We start from the raw sequence: 16,911 nt of genomic DNA, 5'->3' as shown, positions 1-16,911 counted from the left end.
TTTTGAGGAAATGTCCGTGACATATGTTTTTGTTATCTGATCAATTTTATTGAAAAGTTGCGTGAACACTGTAAAGTCCATGGAATTCCTCTTTAATGAATTTTCAACTTTTTATATGCTTTTTAAGCATTTTTCGTTGAACTTTTTAAGGATAAAATTAAACTTCGTAGACCTTTTTGATCTATGAGAGAGAATCGAGTATTACGCATTAACTTTTTCTTTTTACGAGCATACAGGGAAATAATATACAAAACGTTATTATAAAAGCTTTACCTAATAAATCTTATGGTAGGCATTTTCGTGTTTTTACTATTCAAAATTTTTATGTTATGCTTATCTTTCTGTTGTTTGATAAGTGTATGTTCAGCATTGCGTAAATGTGTAACCATTTGTAGTTTTGCTGTTTCATTTTGTAGCATAGCAAGCATTCCAATTATATGTGCTTGTAACTCAGCAATACTTTTTAGATCTTTTGTTGTCGTGATTTCTTTTAATAGTTCTTCAATTTGCTGAAAACGATTGTTTGCTTCTTGAAAAGTTTTTAAACTTACGGCTTTATCAGTGATGGCTGCATATTGGATGCGCTTGTTGATAAAACTGCTAGATTCATGGATAGTGACAGGAATTTCTTCTTCTTTTAAAATATTTTCAAGTGATGTAGATAGAGCAGAAGTTTTATTTCTATTGTAGAGATTCTCTGGATTTTTGAGAAAAAAGCTACTGTGATCTGTTTGTACATTTTTAAGCTTTTTAGTGTCGAATTTTTGGCTTCCCGTTATAGATTCGTGTATCTTTTTTGTTTCCTCAAGTTGTTTTTTTAGCATATCGAGAAGTTGGGCATCAGGTGGCGCTTTCTTTTGCTGTGGAGTTTTTTTAGGCTTTGATCTATTTGAAGATGACTTTCCAAAAAAATTGGGCCACGTCGTTGGGACTGATGCTCCCAAATCCGCCGCCCCAGCGCCCCAAACCCAAGCCATCGCTGGGTTTGAAATCCCTAAAGTTATTACAACTACTATTGAAATGACCTTTTTTTTCATGTTTCCCTCCTGTCATTTTTTGCGTGCTGTAAGAAAATTGGCAACCATATTGCTGGATCATCACCAACTTCTGCGATAATGCTTTCGGCTAACTCTGCGTTATCAGGCGTTCCTGATAACACCAAGAGCTCGTCACTAAAGTCGTGTTCGATGGTTTTTCCATCGCGTGTCAGATGGAATTTACCAAGATTCAGTTCTGCAAGCGCAGATTGATCACCCTGCTTAATGAGGAATTGGCGACTAAACTCACCAAGTCCTTTAACGAGTTCAAATTCGGCATCTGTTAGTTTAAAGCCTTTTGTATAATCTTCATAATTTGCTTTGGGATTGGCTAGAAAAATGTAAGTTGCACACTGTTGAATGAGTGTTTTGGCAATATTACTTTCCAAGGCATCGCTAGGCTCTTGTGTTGCATAAACAAAAATACCATTTTGTTTACGGATAGTCTTTTGTTTATTTTTCGCTAAATCCTCAAAGTACGGATCTTGCAAAGGCTTCCAAAACTCGTCAAAGATATACATAAATCGCTGTCCGCTAATCATGCCTTCTGTGCGGTAAAGCAAATACATCATCACTGGAGTGCGAGTTTCAAAATTATCTAAGAATTCCGTGATATCAAAACCGTAAATTTGATGTGTTGAGAGATCAAGAGCATCATGGGGATTATCAAACAACCACCCATAATCACCACCTTCACACCATTTTAGTAAGCGAGCATGAACAGATGGGTGAGCATTATAATCACTTAAACGTGGATTTGGTAAAAATTGTACTAGAAAGGACAAACGACGGAGTGATCTGTCAATGTTAGCACTCATAACAGACATAACTGCTTTGTTAATTTCTTCTTCGTCGTGATGCGTGACTTCACCGCCAGCTTCTGCCAATTTTTTAACAAATTGTTTCAGAAAAATAAGATTTTCTTGTGTGGGTGGGAGTTGGAAAGGATTGAAACCACTTTTTCTGCCTGGCTTGAATGTTAAATATTTTCCACCCATCGCCCGAATGGCAATTTCCATACCACGATCTTTATCAAAAACAACAGTTGTCGGCTTAAATTTTTGTGCTTGTGCTAACAAAAAGCCGAGTAACACGGTTTTACCCGAACCAGATTGTCCGATAAGCGCGGTATTACCAAGTAAACGTTTATCTGTTGAGTCCTCTTCAAGTTTGGAGGCATGAAAATTGAAATAAAGCGGCGTTTTACTGGTTGTTTTAAGAATTGTGACGGCTGGTCCCCATGGGTTGCCAGTGGGTTTTCCTGACATAAAGTTATGAAAAGATGAAAATGATAAAAAGTTCAATGATGTAATCGGAGCAGGACGCGGTCTCCATTTCCAATTGCCAGGAAGTTGTGCCCAATAGCCAGCCTCTATAGCTAAGTCTACAGGTTTGGGTAGTACCGCAACATCTAGTAATGCTGCACTTGCTTTGGCCATATGGTCGCGAACTTGTTGAATTGTATCACCATAGATCGTCAATGTGCAGTGATGTTCTCCCATGACAAAATGCCCACTGATAAGCTGGTTTAGTGCTTCATCAATTTGTTCAATTTGGCTCGTTGCCACATCTCGTGCATCAATCAGATTACGCTGATGCCGTTGTAAATAATCTTTAGCAGCATGTCGGGAGAGCACCGAAAAGCTCTGTGTCAATACGAACTCGAAGTCACTTTCCAACAAAACATTCAATTGTCCTGGTTTGGTTGTTGCATCATATTCTTTAATTTCCAGCATTCCAAATCGACGCATTCCACTGGTTGTTCGCAGTTCACCAAGAGCGCCCCATTTTGAGAAAAAAGGTCGATTGACAGACATATAGTCAGCAAAACGGTCATGGCAAATTGGCATAGGGCGATATTCACCATTGACAAGCATTCCAAGGAATTCAAGTGCAGAAGAATAAACATGCCCATTTTTTTCATAAGCACCAAGAAGTTCTGCACCGTAACGGTTTAAAGATTGGCCTAAAGTACGATTGATGTCATTGAGTTCTTTGATACATGTGTCTTGTCGCATCTTTTTTTGATCAAGCGTTTCACGTTCATGTTTAGAAAAGAACGACATAATTTTATCCGCTATCGGTTGAAAAATGACAGTCAGATATAAATCATTGACCATCAAATTATAACCAGTAAAGCTTTGTCGATATTTTTCATCAAGTTGATAGCAAAACATTTGATCAAATGTTGAATCAGGATATTCATAAACACGGCGGCGCACAATATGCGTCCAAAATGATAAATTGGCTGATGCAAGACCCCGTAGAGTATTGTTAAGCTCTTTTATCCATTGAAAAATATCTTCTTCTGAAGCGCTTTGATGCGAACGCCCGTCAATTTTCCAAATTGACAAATATTCCGCATTTTTAGTAGAAATAATCGTATCTGTAATATGATGTGAATAAGGCAGAAACAGGCTTACAGGTGTCTCTGATGCAAGGCGTTTGCTGCTTTCAACAGCTGTCATGCTTTATCTCCTTTTACTATAATCAGAGGGACTATAACTTGATGCGCCCCAAAAACCTTTGTTGCGATTGCGAAATTTAGTATCGATCCATAACCACCAGATACGAAACGCCTTATCATCGTTTTTAGTAATTTGCACCATAATAAACCATAATGGAGGTGCTATAATCCACAAAAAGATACTTACTGTCATAGCAATAACAGCAACCCCCATAACCATAACGATAAATGGCATCATGGGAACACCCCATATCGTTGGAACACGTGTTGCTCCCTTGAATAGGGGGAATTCTTTTTTTTCTTGCGATTTCATGGAATGTTCTCGTCACTGGAGGTGAAATAATATGTGGCTAATATAAAAAGCTGCACCAGCAATAATGACACTGAATGCCCATCGCATAAATGTAGCTCTTGCGATAATGCGAAATATATAAATAAGCAAAAGTAACAAAAGAATGATAGCAGCAACGATAGGAATAATTATACTTAATCCATATTGCATCCCTATGAAAACATTTAAACTCTTTGTTTCCGTCTGAGCATATGCAGATTGAGTTATTAATAACGCAATAAAAGTTATAAAAATAGCACTAATCTTACATATTTTTGATTGAAGCGTATTTAATCGTTTCATATCTTTTATCCCCTTTTAATTAAAGTTGCTATAAATAATATTCCTTTTTTCGTAGTATGAGCGATATTATTACCGGTACAAATCTATAATCAACGAATATTAAAAACATTACGTATTATACTAATTTATGCTTTACCTGTAAATAGCAGTGTAGCAAGTTGGGTTGCCGAGCCAGCAATGACAACGCCGATTGCCCACCGTACAAACGTATCTTTTCCTATGTAGCGGCCTGCGTAACCAATTGCTAAGCACAAAAGTATCACGGCAGCAGCAACAGGAATAATATTGGTAATAAGATCTGTTTTTAGAGCATTTAGAGCTTTTTCAGCAGGAGCTAATTTTGCATTTGCATATGCAGACTGTGTTATAAAAAACGCAATTATAGCTGTAGAATTTACTATGATTCTGTTGTTATTTTGTGTTTGGACATTAATTAATTTTTGCATATTTCTCTCATTAAGGTTATAGATAACATTTTGTATCATAGTTGCTATCTTTAGTTTTAACTAACTGTACCTGTGAATAACAGCTTCGCAAGTTGGGTTGCTGATCCAGCGATGATAACACCGATTGCCCATCGTATAAATGTATCTCTTTCAATGTAACGTCCTGCGTAACCAATTGCTAAGCACAAAAGTATAACGGCAGCAGCAACAGGAATAATATTGGTAATAAGGTCTGTTTGTAGAGCTGTTAAAGCGTCTTTAGCATTCTTTATTTCTGCATATGCGGGATACGTTATAAAAAACGCAGCTATAGTCGCAGAAATTACAATGATTCTGTTGTTATTTTTTGATTGAAGGTTGATTAGTTTTTGCATATTTTACTCTTATTAAAGTTTCATGAATGCTTTGTATTTCTATCATAAATGGAATAGAATTTTGCCATATTAATAATTATTAGATGCAATTTCATCTTAAAAACATTTTGTATTATACTTATTCACACAACACCTGTGAATAACAGCTTCGCAAGTTGGGTTGCTGATCCAGCAATGATAACACCGATTGCCCATCGTATAAATGTATCCTTTTCGATGTAGCGCCCTGCATAGAGAATGGCTAAGCATAAAAGTATAACAGCAGCAGCAATAGGGATAATGTTTTTAATGAGGTCGTTCTGTAAAGCCTCCAAAGCAGTTTTTGCATTTGTTAATTTTACTTGAGCATATACAGAATTGCTCATAAAAAATATAATTAAAGTTGCAGAAATTTTAATATTTTTATTTCTAACTATTGTTTGAAGGGTATTTGGTTGTCTCATATTGTTTGTCTCAATTTAGATTTCTCTTTAGAATAAAAAGATATTTTATACTGAATGACTTTAATATTCATTCTCATTACGCGCCTGTGAATAACATATTTGCAAGTTGGGTTGCTGAACCAGCGATAACAACACCGATTGCCCATCGTACGAATGTATCTTTTCCGATGTAGCGTCCTGCATAAGCAATTGCTAAGCACAAAAGTATCACGGCAGCAGCAAGAGGGATAATCGCTTTCAAGTCTGTTTGGAGAGCAGTTAAAGCTTTATTGGCAGGATCTAAAACTACTGCTTGGGCTAACACAGGATTGGCCATAAAAAACACAGTTAAAGCTGCAGAGGTTTTAGTAGCTTTATTCCGAATTATTGTTTGAAGAACTTTTGATTTTTTCATATTGTTTATCTCAATTTAAATTTCGCTTTAGGATAAAAAGATATTTTATACAGCATGACTTTAATAGTCATTTTTATTACGCGCTTTTGAATAACATATCTGCAAGTTCAGCTGCTGAACCAGCGATAACGACCCCGATTGCCCACCGTACGAATGTATCTTTTCCAATGTAGCGCCCTGCGTAAGCAATTGCTAAGCACAAAAGTATCACGGCAGCAGCAATGGGGATAATATCTTTCAAGTCTTTTTGGAGCGCTTTTAAAGCGTTGTCTGCAGGAGTTAAAACTACTGCTTGGGCTAACACAGGATTGGCCATAAAAAATACAGTTAAAGCTGCAGAGGTTTTAGTAGTTTTATTCCAAATCATTGTTTGAAGAGTTTTTAATTGTTTCATATTGCTTATTCCAATTTAGATTACAGTTGGTATTAATCTCTTTTTTGATATAGTTTGTTATTTCACTAAATAAAAATACAGAAATCTCAGTTTCTTTTTATAATAGAGACACTTCGTGTTTAATAAGATTTATCAGGTGTTTTTAAATAACAACCCAGCAAGTTCAGCTGCTGAACCAGCGATAACGACCCCGATTGCCCACCGTACGAATGTATCTTTTCCAATGTAGCGCCCTGCGTAAGCAATTGCTAAGCACAAAAGTATCACGGCAGCGGCGATAGGGATAATTTCTTTCAAGTCGTTTTGGAGCGCTTTTAAAGCTGTATCTGCGTTTTTCAAACCTTTTGCTGTTTGAGCCCATACGGAATTGTTCATAAAAAATACAGTTAAAGCTGCGGAGGCTGCGGTAATTTTATTATTATTATCGTTCAATTGAAAATTGATTAATGTCCTCATATTGTTCAACCTTATCAAATTGCATTTGGCGTAAGTGGTTTCTCCATGAAATAAGGAATAATTTTATTGATGTGAAATAAAAGCAGAGAAACCTAAATTTCTTTTTTACGAAAGAAGCATTTCATGTTTCAAAAGATTTATTAGTTGGGTTTAAATAATAAACTAGCAAGTTCAGTTGCTGAACCAGCGATAACGACACCGATTGCCCACCGTACAAATGTGTCTTTTCCGATATAGCGCCCTGCATAACCAATTGCTAAGCACAAAAGTATTACGGCAGCAGCGATAGGGATAATCGTTTTTAAATCTGTTTGAAGCAGTCCTAAAGCTTTTTTTGCAGGATCTAAACCCGTTGCTTGGGCGAATACAGGATTGATCATAAAAAATACAGTTAAAGCTGCAGAAAATGCAGCAATTTTATTACGAGCTGTTGTGTGAAGAATATTTAATTGTTTCATGTTCTTTATCCTGATTAAGATTAAAACTCCCACAAATGACCCCTCGTTCATGAAGAAACTTAAAGAGATATTTTGGATCAGCCCAAGTTCTTAGTTTTCCTCTTTGTGTAAGTAACGTATATTTATTTGGTTTTCCGGTGATTGGATCATCGGAAATAAACGTGAAATACCATTCTCTTTCTGAAAGCATCACGACTGTAATCTCACGTGCTGCTTTTTGACTAAATGCCATATCAACGCTGTTTTGTTCTATCATTTTCATTATTTTTGCCCTCAATTAGAAGAGATTTTTTCAATCTTACTAATTAGAGCTTTAACATTTTCTTATCTACCTTTCATTATAACATCCTATCAAAATTTTGGGTTTTCGTGAAAATATCAATCATCACTCAGCGATTTTCTTGATGAAGAAAAGTCTTCAGCTGAAAAAGCATCGTGGGCGCTACTTTCTTTATGTGTAAATGCATCTTCCTCCCCTTTTGAAGAGAGAGGAAGAGAATCTACTTTAGTTGTCTGTTTCGGTTCTTCTTTTTTTAGCTTTACAGGCTCCTGCAAGTCTTCATTTCCTCGTACAGCAGCTTTTACTCCAATATATGAAGTAATTTTCTGTATAGAGGCGCTGTTTGAGTTTTCTGTATTGTAAAAATTCAGCACAGACTGCAAAGTCGCTTTTTCCAAGATGCACTTTGATGTTGTTTGTTTATAGCAGTAAGTTAAAGCGCTTTGTACAACTGTAATATTTCTGCAAAAATCAAACGCATCAAAAAGAGAAAACAATTTCACATTTACAACATCAATTTGCCCTAAAATTATGTTAAAATTATGTTCACTCTGTTTAGCTGTTGCGATTGTTTCTTTAAACTGAGATGATTGATAGAACAAGTTATCTTTATCATCTGTTACATAGACATTGTCCTGCGTTTCTTGTTCGGCAACAACTGAAAATGTCATGGGAGGCATATTGGATATGTATGCAGCAGCAAAAAATGTGAAATCTGGGACAATCATTAGCAATACACCTTATTATGAAGAATTTTATTAATACAAATGCTAATTCTGTATTGTGCTTTTTCTCGTTGTCTTTTGATTTTATAAATTTGCAGAATGAGATTGTTTAGCTTAGAATATTCCTTGTGATTATTGCTTTGTTCTCTTCTAAGAATATTTCTAATATATGCGAATATCCAACCAACGAGATAAAAGTGTGGAATAAAATAGAGCACATTACGCCAACCAATATTATTGGAATCACGAAGAAAGGCACTGCTTTTAAAAAATAATAATCTTTGATGATGTATTGAAGCTGCTTGTTTTATATAATTCTCTAGTTGCAAAAATCTTTTCAAAAAAAATTTATACGAAGTAAAAAGCCGTTGTGTATGAGGGGAGGTTTTCTTGTCATAATGAACTACACCATCATTATACAGAGAGGACTTGTTCTTTGTTGCGTATTGCCATAACTTATAGAGTGACGATTTATATTTACTTTTGACTACTGATTCATGAGAGTCAGAGAGGTGTGATGGTGTTTGAGCACTGCATTTAGCAGTTCCAGCGATTGAGCTGAAAAAAGATGCAGTGGCGGTAATTGATATACCAATAAACAGTTCTTTGTGGCTCAAAGCACATCTCCGTCAAAGTGATATATGTATCGTAATTTTAATTTCGATAATAAATAGACAAAAATTGTCTATGATTGTGTTAAAAATATGGCAATAAAAAATTCTTTTTTGCAAGGGGAGTAATCAAGGTGAATGATCTCAAGAATATGAATTTTGATGAACTACAAGAGATGCGTACACAAATCGATGTGGAATTAAAAAAACGGCAAGCAAAGGAAAAGCAAAATGCGCGACGAAAAATTCTTGAAATTGCTAATGCCCATGGAATTGATATCGCTGATCTTGTGAGCAAAGAGCGCCATTATAGAAATCCCAATAACCAATGGGAATTATGGAATGGGCGTGGACGTAGACCTAAGTGGATTAAAGAGTGGTTGGAGAATGGGTATACACTTGATGAACTCGAAGTAACGTAACACGTGTGTGATCTTTACAAGATAAGGGAATACCAAAGAATGTAAATGCAAGAAGTATGCTCTTTTGGGTAATTTGATTGTATAAACATACTGAACGAATATATTAAAATATTGAGTTACCAAATACAATGATAGGGAGCGTGAAAAAGTTTATTTAAATGCAAAAGGTCTTGTTGTTATAATCTGGCAAGCATAATGATGATGCCAGATTGGAATATTGTAATTGCTTTTGGCATTTGAGAGAGGGGGATATTTTACTTCTTTTTATCGTTTCATTAACGTTGATCTTTTTAGTCTATGTAAATAAAGAGTTTTATTGATTATTTACAAAAATGGTCGAAATGAGAATAATTTATTGCATAGAGATTTTAACTCAATATGTAAAATGATACTTTTATCAATTAATATGTTAATAAATTAGCATACTTATATTTTTGAAATACTGTTCTGTAGAACAAGCCTGATGTTATAGATTTTGTTTGGTCTTTTTTCTGTAAGATTATATACGAGGCATTTACTTTATTTATCGTTCGTTTAGTTGAGATGAGTGAGTATATAGAAAAATGGAAAATTTCTATGGCTGTTATGGGTTTTATAGAATTTATGACATATTTCTGAGCGTTTGTGATTAAAATTCATTTATGAGCGTTTATGAATAATGAATAAAGAGCGTATTTGAAAATAAAAGGATTGGATCATTTCTATTGCGGTTTATCTTCTTTTATGGTGTGAAATAGGGGGTGATATGCAGGTTTACAATTGTGTATGATGGTATAGAGTACGGAAAACTTTGTTATATATTGGAATATTTTTTCTAAAGTCGTGTGGTATTTCCACAATAAGTTAAAGAGTTTGTCTGAGAAGCAGAATGCCCCAAACGGAATACATTTATGTTTCCAATTTACGCACTTTTTTAAAAGAAAAATTTTTCAATGCAACTAAGCTTATTTTATAGCGCTTTTCGTGAATAGTATAACGTAAAAGTTCCTATGATCATATAAAATCCATTGTACAGCACCATTTGTACTTCAATAAAAAGTGTAAGCCGGCGTCCTTATACACTTTACTCGCCTCCAATGTTGCTAAAGTCCTTAGTTCTCGAGAGGGGGAGACTTTTTGTTGCTTTGTTTAATTGTTTTTATTTATACGACACTTTCGCTTGTGATGTGCAAGCGAATGATTTTGATTGCTTCAATATGAGAGAGATTTGAAATAAGGGTATTTTATGATCTTTAGATTTCTCACTCAATATGAGAACAATGAACTTATTATTATAAATAAAAGTGTTGTGTGCTAAAAAGTCTTGTTTATTTTGTTATGCCGTGAGATGGCTTCTTTTAAGGTGTGGTGATATAAGGTAACCTCTTTGAGACATTAAACGTTTTTTCAGTGCATGGTGAATATTCTTAGAATGTAGCTTGCTTGTCGAGTTTTATATTAAATGAAATATGGGAGGAGGAAGTCAAGAAAAAATTACTCGACAGGAATCCGGTTTGTAAACAGATTGGATGAGATAGGAATTTTTTGTTCTTTGAAGGAGGAAGGCAAAGGTTGTAAAAAAAGTGAAATAGTATGAATTTTTGCTTAAAGTGGGAAGCCGTGTAGAAGACGTGGAGCATTTGGAGAGAGTCCGGCAGCTTCTTGAATGAAGTATTTTTTTATTTTTGGTGCTTGATTAATGATTCCAAGTCCGGTATCGCGGAGCATCCGTAAAAGAAGGCTATCATTAGAAAAGAGTTTATTAAGCCAATCATTGCTTAAAGCCATACGGACAATTTCAAAACGTCTCCAGCTTTGATAGCGCTCTAAAGCCGTGAGGGAGCCAATGTCAAGACCTAGTCGTGCTGTTTCAATAATCACTTCAGCCAGCGCAGCGCTATCGCGTAATCCTAAATTGAGTCCTTGTCCTGCAATGGGGTGGATGGTATGGGCGGCATCGCCAATGAGAGCAAAACGTGGTTTAACGCATTGACGTGTTAAAGAAAGACTCAAAGGAAAAGCTTGACGTTCGCCATCCCAAGAGAGTTTGCCTAATCGATGGCCAATGCGTTTTTCGAGTTCTGTTTCAAAAATAAGTGCATCAGCTTTGAGATAATATTGCGCAGTTTTATGATCTTCATTCCACACAATGGCGGATCGGTTGCCTTTGAGAGGGAGAAGAGCAAAAGGACCGGCAGGTAAAAAATGTTGAATTGCTTGACCATTATGGGGTTTTTCATGTTCAACTGTGCAGATGATTGCTGTTTGTTTATAGGGATGAGAAAAGTTTTTAAGATCTGCTTTTTGGCGTAATTTCGAATGGGCTCCGTCAGCTGCAATAAGCAATTTTGTTTGCCAAACCTCTTCATTATTTAAAGTGACGGTTGTATGTTGGTCTTCTTGATGAAAATCAATGACACGGGTGTTTGTAATAACAGGGATATTGAGATCTTTGACACGTTTTTTTAAAGTGTTGATGAGTTCTCTATGCTCTACCATAGCAGCAAAGGGCTCGCCGGGATTAATGTCGCCTTCAAAGGTTAAAAGAGTGGGTTTGACAGGATCATTTGTGCTTGTATCTGTGATGATCATTGAATGAATGGGTTGCGCATAGGGTTTTATAGATTCCCAACATTGTAATTGTTTTAACATACGAATAGAAGCAGCAGCAAGGGCAATGGTTCGTATGTTAGAAGCAGGGGTATCTCCTTGTGGAGCAGCATCAACGATTTTTATTTTCAGATTAGGGGCTGTTTGCTTGAGTGCTATCGCTAGGGTTAAACCGACAGCTGCCCCCCCTGCAATGAGCAGATCACATTGTTTAGTTTTATGAGATTTAATTTTTTTATTGGGTTGTACGTTTTTATTGCGATTAGAACACACAATACTTCTTCCATTGTTTATAGTTTGCTTTCTTTTAAAAAGAATATCTTTTTACATTGCCTAAAATATCTTAATTTTTACTTTTCTCTCTGCTTTACAAGAACGAGGTTTCTTTTTGGCGCCAATCTGATGACGGATTGGTTTTTCAGAGTTTTTCTGCTTAATCATTTATGTGATTCATCTTACAGATTTATCGGATAAGCTTTTTTGAATATTCCTCTTCAATTCTTTTTACACTTGGTTGATAAAAAAGAAAACTAAAAATAAACAAAGATGGTCGTGTATTTTTTAAGTTGTGTGAGTTACTTCAGTATGCCTGTCCTGAAGGGAGTATTTAGTTAGTATGATAGATAAAAAATTGTGGTCATTCGTGATGGTTAAAACAGTATTCATATTTTGCCGTTATCATGATGTAGCATAAAAAATATTATTTGTTTAGGAAGGTGCCTATAGGACCCATGTGACATTTTAACACATGAGGTGTTTTTTGGTTGATCGTGTGATAAATATCTTGGGAGAGCTTTTTGTGTGCCTTATGAAGGATAGTCTCTTAGGGTGGTGATATATGAGTGATATGAAGTGGTTAGAAGGTAGAACGCGCTAGATAAGACGTCGGATTGTTTACAGGCTATTTGTTTACAGATCGGTACAGAGTTTTAAGCTTCATCCTTTTTTAAGAGAGAGGGAGTTATAACTCTTTAAAATATGAAAGTTTTGTATTTGGAATTGATAGATGCACCGAAGTTCTTCTCCTTATGATTCATTAGAAGTGCGAAATTCTCAAGGTTCGCGTCTTATTGAGATGTTTTTACGTCAGATAGGGGTATTTATTGGGCTTGGGCTTTTGGGCTTTATTATTTTTTGTGTGTTTGCTTTGGCGACGTGGAATGTTGAGGATCCATCTTTAACCCATGCAAGTACAAATGAGGTTACAAACCTTATGGGGTGGATGGGGGCAATTTTTTCAGATTTTATTATGCAGTTTTTTGGCTTGGCAAGTCTTTCTGTTTTGTTGCCACCGTTATTTTGGTCTTTTCTCTTGTTGGCGCAAAAGAATATCTACAATTTGACTTTGCGCTTTTTTTTATGGGTGCTATCAACGATTTGTTTTTTAATTGCTTTTGCCCTTATGTCACCTGTTGCTTCTTTTACTTATTGGCCATTGCCAATGGGATTGGGAGGGGTTTTAGGAGATAAAGTTTTAAGTGTTGCTTCTTCAGTCTTTCCTCTTTTTCTTTCTCCTCCTTACACGGTGTTTTTCAGTGTTGTTTTTATTCTTTTAGGTTTTTTCACCGCTGCTTTTGCTGGTAATGTGATATGGCGGCGTCGAACAAAGAAAAGAAAAGAAAAAAGCATTCCAAAAGACGAAATCGTTAATCCAGTCTTTGAGTTGGAAGAAGATACGGAATATGCCGCAGAGGAGGATCGTGAAAATCATGGTTTTTTTGCGACAACTTGTGGCGCTCTTTTGCATCTTTTTTATTTTTTACAAGCACGTTTTTTTCGTTTATTCTGTTTCAAAAGGCGTTTTCAGAGTAAAGGGCAAGGAAAGCCATTTGATCGGATTGAGCCAACTTTTTTAGGTGAAAAAGTAAAGTGTGAGGAAAATCAAAATAAAGCCTATATTTCTCCTGTTAAAAATCGAAAGTCTTTAACAGCTTCTTCAAAGGGTGGTTTTGTTCTTCCTCTTGTAGATTATCTTTCGGTTCCACCACCGTCTGTTAAGGATGCAAAACTTTCTCCTGCTATTTTAAGAGCAAATTCTCAGGAGCTTGAAGGGGTTTTGTTAGATTTTGGGGTCAAAGGAAAAATTATAGATGCTTGTCCTGGACCGGTGGTAACTTTGTATGAATTTGAACCGGCTGCAGGCATTAAATCTTCCCGTATCATTGGTTTGGCAGATGATATTGCACGCTCGATGCGTGCGATTTCGGCGCGTGTTGCGGTGGTTCCAGGACGTAATGTTATTGGAATAGAATTGCCTAATGCAAAGCGTGAGATGGTTTATTTACGAGAAATGTTGCAGGCGCAAGAATTTATTGACAGCAAAGCCAAGTTAGGACTTGCTTTGGGTAAGACAATCGGGGGGGAAGCTGTTGTTGCAGATTTAGCAAAAATGCCCCATCTTTTGGTTGCTGGTACAACAGGATCGGGAAAGTCTGTTGCTATCAATACAATGATTTTATCATTGCTTTATCGTATGACACCTGAACAATGTCGTCTCATTATGGTGGACCCGAAAATGCTTGAGCTTTCGGTTTATGATGGCATTCCCCATTTATTAACACCCGTGGTGACAGATCCTAAAAAAGCCGTGATTGCTTTAAAGTGGGCTGTTCGTGAAATGGAAGAACGCTATAGTAAAATGTCAAAACTAGGCGTTCGTAATATTGATGGGTTTAATGCACGTCTTAGGGAAGCTGCAAGTCAGGGAGAGACAATGGTGCGGACAATTCAAGTTGGATTTGATCGCGAGACCGGTGAGCCTCTTTATGAAACGGAAACACTTGATTTTAGTCCTATGCCCTATATTGTTGTCATTATTGATGAAATGGCTGATTTGATGATGGTTGCTGGTAAAGACATTGAAGGCGCGGTTCAACGCTTGGCACAAATGGCACGTGCTGCCGGTATCCACGTGATTATGGCGACACAGCGTCCTTCCGTCGATGTTATTACTGGGACGATCAAAGCCAATTTTCCTACACGTATTTCTTTTTCTGTGAGTTCAAAAATTGATAGCCGAACAATTTTAGGTGAACAGGGGGCCGAGCAATTATTGGGACAAGGAGATATGCTCTTTATGATGGGAGGAGGACGTATTCAACGTGTGCATGGTCCTTTTGTTGCGGATGATGAAGTGGAGCAGGTTGTTGCGCATCTCAAAGCGCAAGCACGACCTGATTATTTGGAAACAATTACGCAAGAAGTTGAAGAGGATGGTGCTGATGTTTCTTTGGCTTCTCCTTCAGAAGATGATCCCTATAGTCAAGCTGTTGCTATTGTGCTTCGTGATCGTAAGGCTTCGACTTCTTATATTCAACGCCGTTTAGGCATTGGTTATAATCGTGCTGCGACACTGATTGAGAGGATGGAAGAAGAAGGTATCATTAGTCCAGCAAATCACGCAGGGAAACGAGAAATTTTAGTGCCTGCTGAAGAAGAGCGCTTTTGAAAAATCTTTATAGTTGTTTTTTATAATATCTTATAAAACAAGTGTTTGTTTACTGTATCGTAGAAAGTCTGCATTTTCATACACCAGTTCTCGATTTGCGATAGCTCCTTGGCACTTGGAACTCTTTATAAGGGGATTCTTTATCTTATATAACTTTTATCCACACACCAACCTTGCTTGTAATGTGCAAGCAAATGATTTGAGTTGATTCAATATGAGAGAGTATGTGATGAAAGAATCTTATTGTATTTGGCGTTATGATTTAAGTTAAAAAGATAAATTATTATAAATCAATATCTTGGTATAAAATAATGTTATTGCGAATGTAGGGGTGTAAAAGCATGTAAGACTTGATATTTAAGTGTCTTTTTAAGTGCGCTCTAAATATTTAGGGCAAGGCTGATCTGTCGAGTCTTAATATAAATGAATTATATGGGGTGGGAAGCTAAGTGAAATTTGCTAAACTCCAAACTGTTTACAGAGCGGTTGTGGTGAAAATTTTTATTCTTTTGGGTGAGAAGGAAGTCAAAAAAGTATTTTTGATACTTAAAAGAGCTTTCAGGTTTGCGAGTAATATGTTTAGTCCTTAATCCATTATGTCTTGACTATAATTTATGTTGCTTCATAGATTAGGGGTGGAAAAGAATATATTATGCGTTTAGAAAAGCAGGAAATTTGGGTGCTTTCGGAAACTTAAACGCAGACTGATTATTTGGAAACGATACCGCAAAAAATAAAAAAGGATGTTTCTTTAGCTTTTTCTTTAGCAGATGATTCCTATTGTCAAGCTGTTGCTATTATGCTTCGTGATCGTAAGGCTTCAACTTCTTATATTCAATGTCGTTTAGGCATTGGTTATAACCGTGACGCCACATTGATCGAAAGGATAGAAGAAGAAGGCATTATTAGTCCAGCTAATGATATGGGTAAGCGAAAAGTGTTGGAGATTGTCGAAGAAGAATACTTTTAAAAATCTTTTGATATTTTTTTCAAACAATATCTTTATCTTATAAAGAAGGGTATTTATTCGTCGTTGATCACTTAAGTTATGAATTATAAGGTCAATTAAGTATTGCTTGGGAGCATTTTTTATGAAAACGTCTTTTTTACCGCAAAGAAGAGTCTTTGGGTTAGTGGGAATTATTATCTTTTGGTGTTTAACTGTTCCTGTTTTTTCGCAAGCATCTAATAAAGTGATAAAGGCGCAAAATGTTGTGAATCACTTTGCGGCAATCAAAACAATGACAGGTGATTTTATTCAGTTTAGTCCAAAGGGAAAAATGTCTCAGGGGACATTTTATTTAGAGCGCCCAGGGAAAATTCGTTTCATTTACAAAAAAATGCCTTTACAGATTATTTCAGATGGCCAATTTGTAGGTATTAACAATCGGGCTTTGAATACTTGGAACTTTTCACAACTTTCGCAAACGCCAATGAAATTTTTGTTGGATGATAAAATTGATGTATCTTCTGGGCGCTTGTTCGCATTTCGCGAAGATCCAGGGGCTGTAACGATTGTTCTGCGTGATAAAACGATTGGGGCAGGGCAAATAAGAATGGTTTTTGATTCTAAAGGCTCTGCTTTGCGACAGTGGACAATTGTTGACCAACAAAATTTGGAAACTACTGTGCAGATTATGAATGTGCGGACAGACGTCCGGTTCGCTAATGGGATGTTCACACTTCCTTCGAAGAAATGAAGAAAGAGTGTTACGTCATTGGGATTAAAACAA

At 36.2% G+C, this 16,911-nt stretch carries 18 protein-coding genes and 1 pseudogene; 4 read left to right on the top strand and 15 right to left on the bottom strand.

Annotation, left to right across the window (positions count from 1 at the left end; genetic code table 11):
- Positions 1-269: 269 nt before the first annotated feature.
- From ACFINU_RS03060 to ACFINU_RS02995, 14 genes are all read right to left on the bottom strand, one after another.
- The gene (locus ACFINU_RS03060; RefSeq protein WP_375617807.1) at positions 270-1,037 is read right to left on the bottom strand and encodes a type IV secretion system protein; all 768 of its coding nucleotides are present in this window, start codon (positions 1,035-1,037) and stop codon (positions 270-272) included.
- Positions 1,034-3,505, bottom strand: a complete 2,472-nt coding sequence (locus tag ACFINU_RS03055) for a VirB4 family type IV secretion/conjugal transfer ATPase (RefSeq protein ID WP_375617808.1) — start codon at positions 3,503-3,505, stop codon at positions 1,034-1,036. Before ACFINU_RS03055 ends, ACFINU_RS03060 begins: the two co-directional genes overlap by 4 nt.
- 3 nt (positions 3,506-3,508) lie before the next feature.
- Positions 3,509-3,817: a type IV secretion system protein VirB3 gene (locus ACFINU_RS03050; protein WP_375613868.1), complete on the bottom strand. Its 309-nt coding sequence runs from the start codon at positions 3,815-3,817 to the stop codon at positions 3,509-3,511.
- A gap of 12 nt (positions 3,818-3,829) precedes the next feature.
- Positions 3,830-4,138 carry a conjugal transfer protein gene (locus tag ACFINU_RS03045; protein ID WP_375617809.1) on the bottom strand — a complete coding sequence of 103 codons (309 nt, stop codon included), beginning with the start codon at positions 4,136-4,138 and terminating at the stop codon, positions 3,830-3,832.
- 125 nt (positions 4,139-4,263) lie between these two features.
- A complete protein-coding gene (gene trwL, locus ACFINU_RS03040) occupies positions 4,264-4,584 on the bottom strand; it encodes a VirB2 family type IV secretion system major pilin TrwL (protein WP_375617810.1) in 321 nt (106 codons plus the stop codon).
- 56 nt (positions 4,585-4,640) lie between these two features.
- Positions 4,641-4,958, bottom strand: coding sequence for a VirB2 family type IV secretion system major pilin TrwL (gene trwL, locus ACFINU_RS03035; protein ID WP_375610330.1), 318 nt, complete (start codon positions 4,956-4,958; stop codon positions 4,641-4,643).
- A 122-nt stretch (positions 4,959-5,080) separates the two neighbouring features.
- Positions 5,081-5,401: a VirB2 family type IV secretion system major pilin TrwL gene (gene trwL / locus ACFINU_RS03030; RefSeq protein WP_375617811.1), complete on the bottom strand. Its 321-nt coding sequence runs from the start codon at positions 5,399-5,401 to the stop codon at positions 5,081-5,083.
- A gap of 76 nt (positions 5,402-5,477) precedes the next feature.
- Positions 5,478-5,795, bottom strand: coding sequence for a VirB2 family type IV secretion system major pilin TrwL (gene trwL / locus ACFINU_RS03025; RefSeq protein ID WP_375617812.1), 318 nt, complete (start codon positions 5,793-5,795; stop codon positions 5,478-5,480).
- Between the two features lie 76 nt (positions 5,796-5,871).
- Complete coding sequence (gene trwL, locus ACFINU_RS03020; RefSeq protein WP_375617813.1) at positions 5,872-6,189, bottom strand: VirB2 family type IV secretion system major pilin TrwL; 318 nt, start codon at positions 6,187-6,189, stop codon at positions 5,872-5,874.
- Between the two features lie 132 nt (positions 6,190-6,321).
- Positions 6,322-6,645: a VirB2 family type IV secretion system major pilin TrwL gene (trwL, locus tag ACFINU_RS03015; RefSeq protein WP_375617814.1), complete on the bottom strand. Its 324-nt coding sequence runs from the start codon at positions 6,643-6,645 to the stop codon at positions 6,322-6,324.
- 140 nt (positions 6,646-6,785) lie between these two features.
- A complete protein-coding gene (trwL, locus tag ACFINU_RS03010) occupies positions 6,786-7,103 on the bottom strand; it encodes a VirB2 family type IV secretion system major pilin TrwL (protein WP_375617815.1) in 318 nt (105 codons plus the stop codon).
- Complete coding sequence (gene korA, locus ACFINU_RS03005) at positions 7,066-7,365, bottom strand: KorA family transcriptional regulator (RefSeq protein ID WP_375613158.1); 300 nt, start codon at positions 7,363-7,365, stop codon at positions 7,066-7,068. The genes trwL (ACFINU_RS03010) and korA overlap by 38 nt, the downstream gene beginning before the upstream one ends.
- A gap of 116 nt (positions 7,366-7,481) precedes the next feature.
- Complete coding sequence (locus ACFINU_RS03000; RefSeq protein WP_375617816.1) at positions 7,482-8,054, bottom strand: TrwN protein; 573 nt, start codon at positions 8,052-8,054, stop codon at positions 7,482-7,484.
- Between the two features lie 56 nt (positions 8,055-8,110).
- The gene (locus ACFINU_RS02995; RefSeq protein WP_375617817.1) at positions 8,111-8,725 is read right to left on the bottom strand and encodes a hypothetical protein; all 615 of its coding nucleotides are present in this window, start codon (positions 8,723-8,725) and stop codon (positions 8,111-8,113) included.
- Between the two features lie 128 nt (positions 8,726-8,853).
- On the opposite strand from ACFINU_RS02995, the gene ACFINU_RS02990 reads away from it, so the two are divergent.
- Entirely contained in the window at positions 8,854-9,141 is a 288-nt protein-coding gene (locus ACFINU_RS02990; protein ID WP_015857007.1) for an H-NS family nucleoid-associated regulatory protein, read from the top strand.
- 1,584 nt (positions 9,142-10,725) lie between these two features.
- Here the strand turns inward: ACFINU_RS02990 and ACFINU_RS02985 are convergent.
- A complete protein-coding gene (locus ACFINU_RS02985; protein ID WP_375617818.1) occupies positions 10,726-12,003 on the bottom strand; it encodes a ubiquinone biosynthesis hydroxylase in 1,278 nt (425 codons plus the stop codon).
- 733 nt (positions 12,004-12,736) lie between these two features.
- Here ACFINU_RS02985 and ACFINU_RS02980 point away from each other — a divergent pair.
- From ACFINU_RS02980 to ACFINU_RS02970, 3 genes and pseudogenes are all read left to right on the top strand, one after another.
- Positions 12,737-15,178: a DNA translocase FtsK 4TM domain-containing protein gene (locus tag ACFINU_RS02980; protein ID WP_375617819.1), complete on the top strand. Its 2,442-nt coding sequence runs from the start codon at positions 12,737-12,739 to the stop codon at positions 15,176-15,178.
- A gap of 706 nt (positions 15,179-15,884) precedes the next feature.
- Positions 15,885-16,148: pseudogene (locus ACFINU_RS02975) on the top strand (DNA translocase FtsK); the annotation flags it as partial.
- Between the two features lie 121 nt (positions 16,149-16,269).
- Positions 16,270-16,878 (top strand): outer membrane lipoprotein carrier protein LolA, encoded by a 609-nt coding sequence (locus ACFINU_RS02970; protein WP_375617820.1) that lies wholly within the window; start codon positions 16,270-16,272, stop codon positions 16,876-16,878.
- Positions 16,879-16,911: the final 33 nt, after the last annotated feature.

This window comes from Bartonella sp. AC130YNZD (assembly GCF_042196865.1).
Lineage (GTDB): Bacteria > Pseudomonadota > Alphaproteobacteria > Rhizobiales > Rhizobiaceae > Bartonella.
The sequence above is the reverse complement of the archived record's forward strand: the minus strand, read 5'-3'. Positions and strand labels throughout refer to the sequence as shown.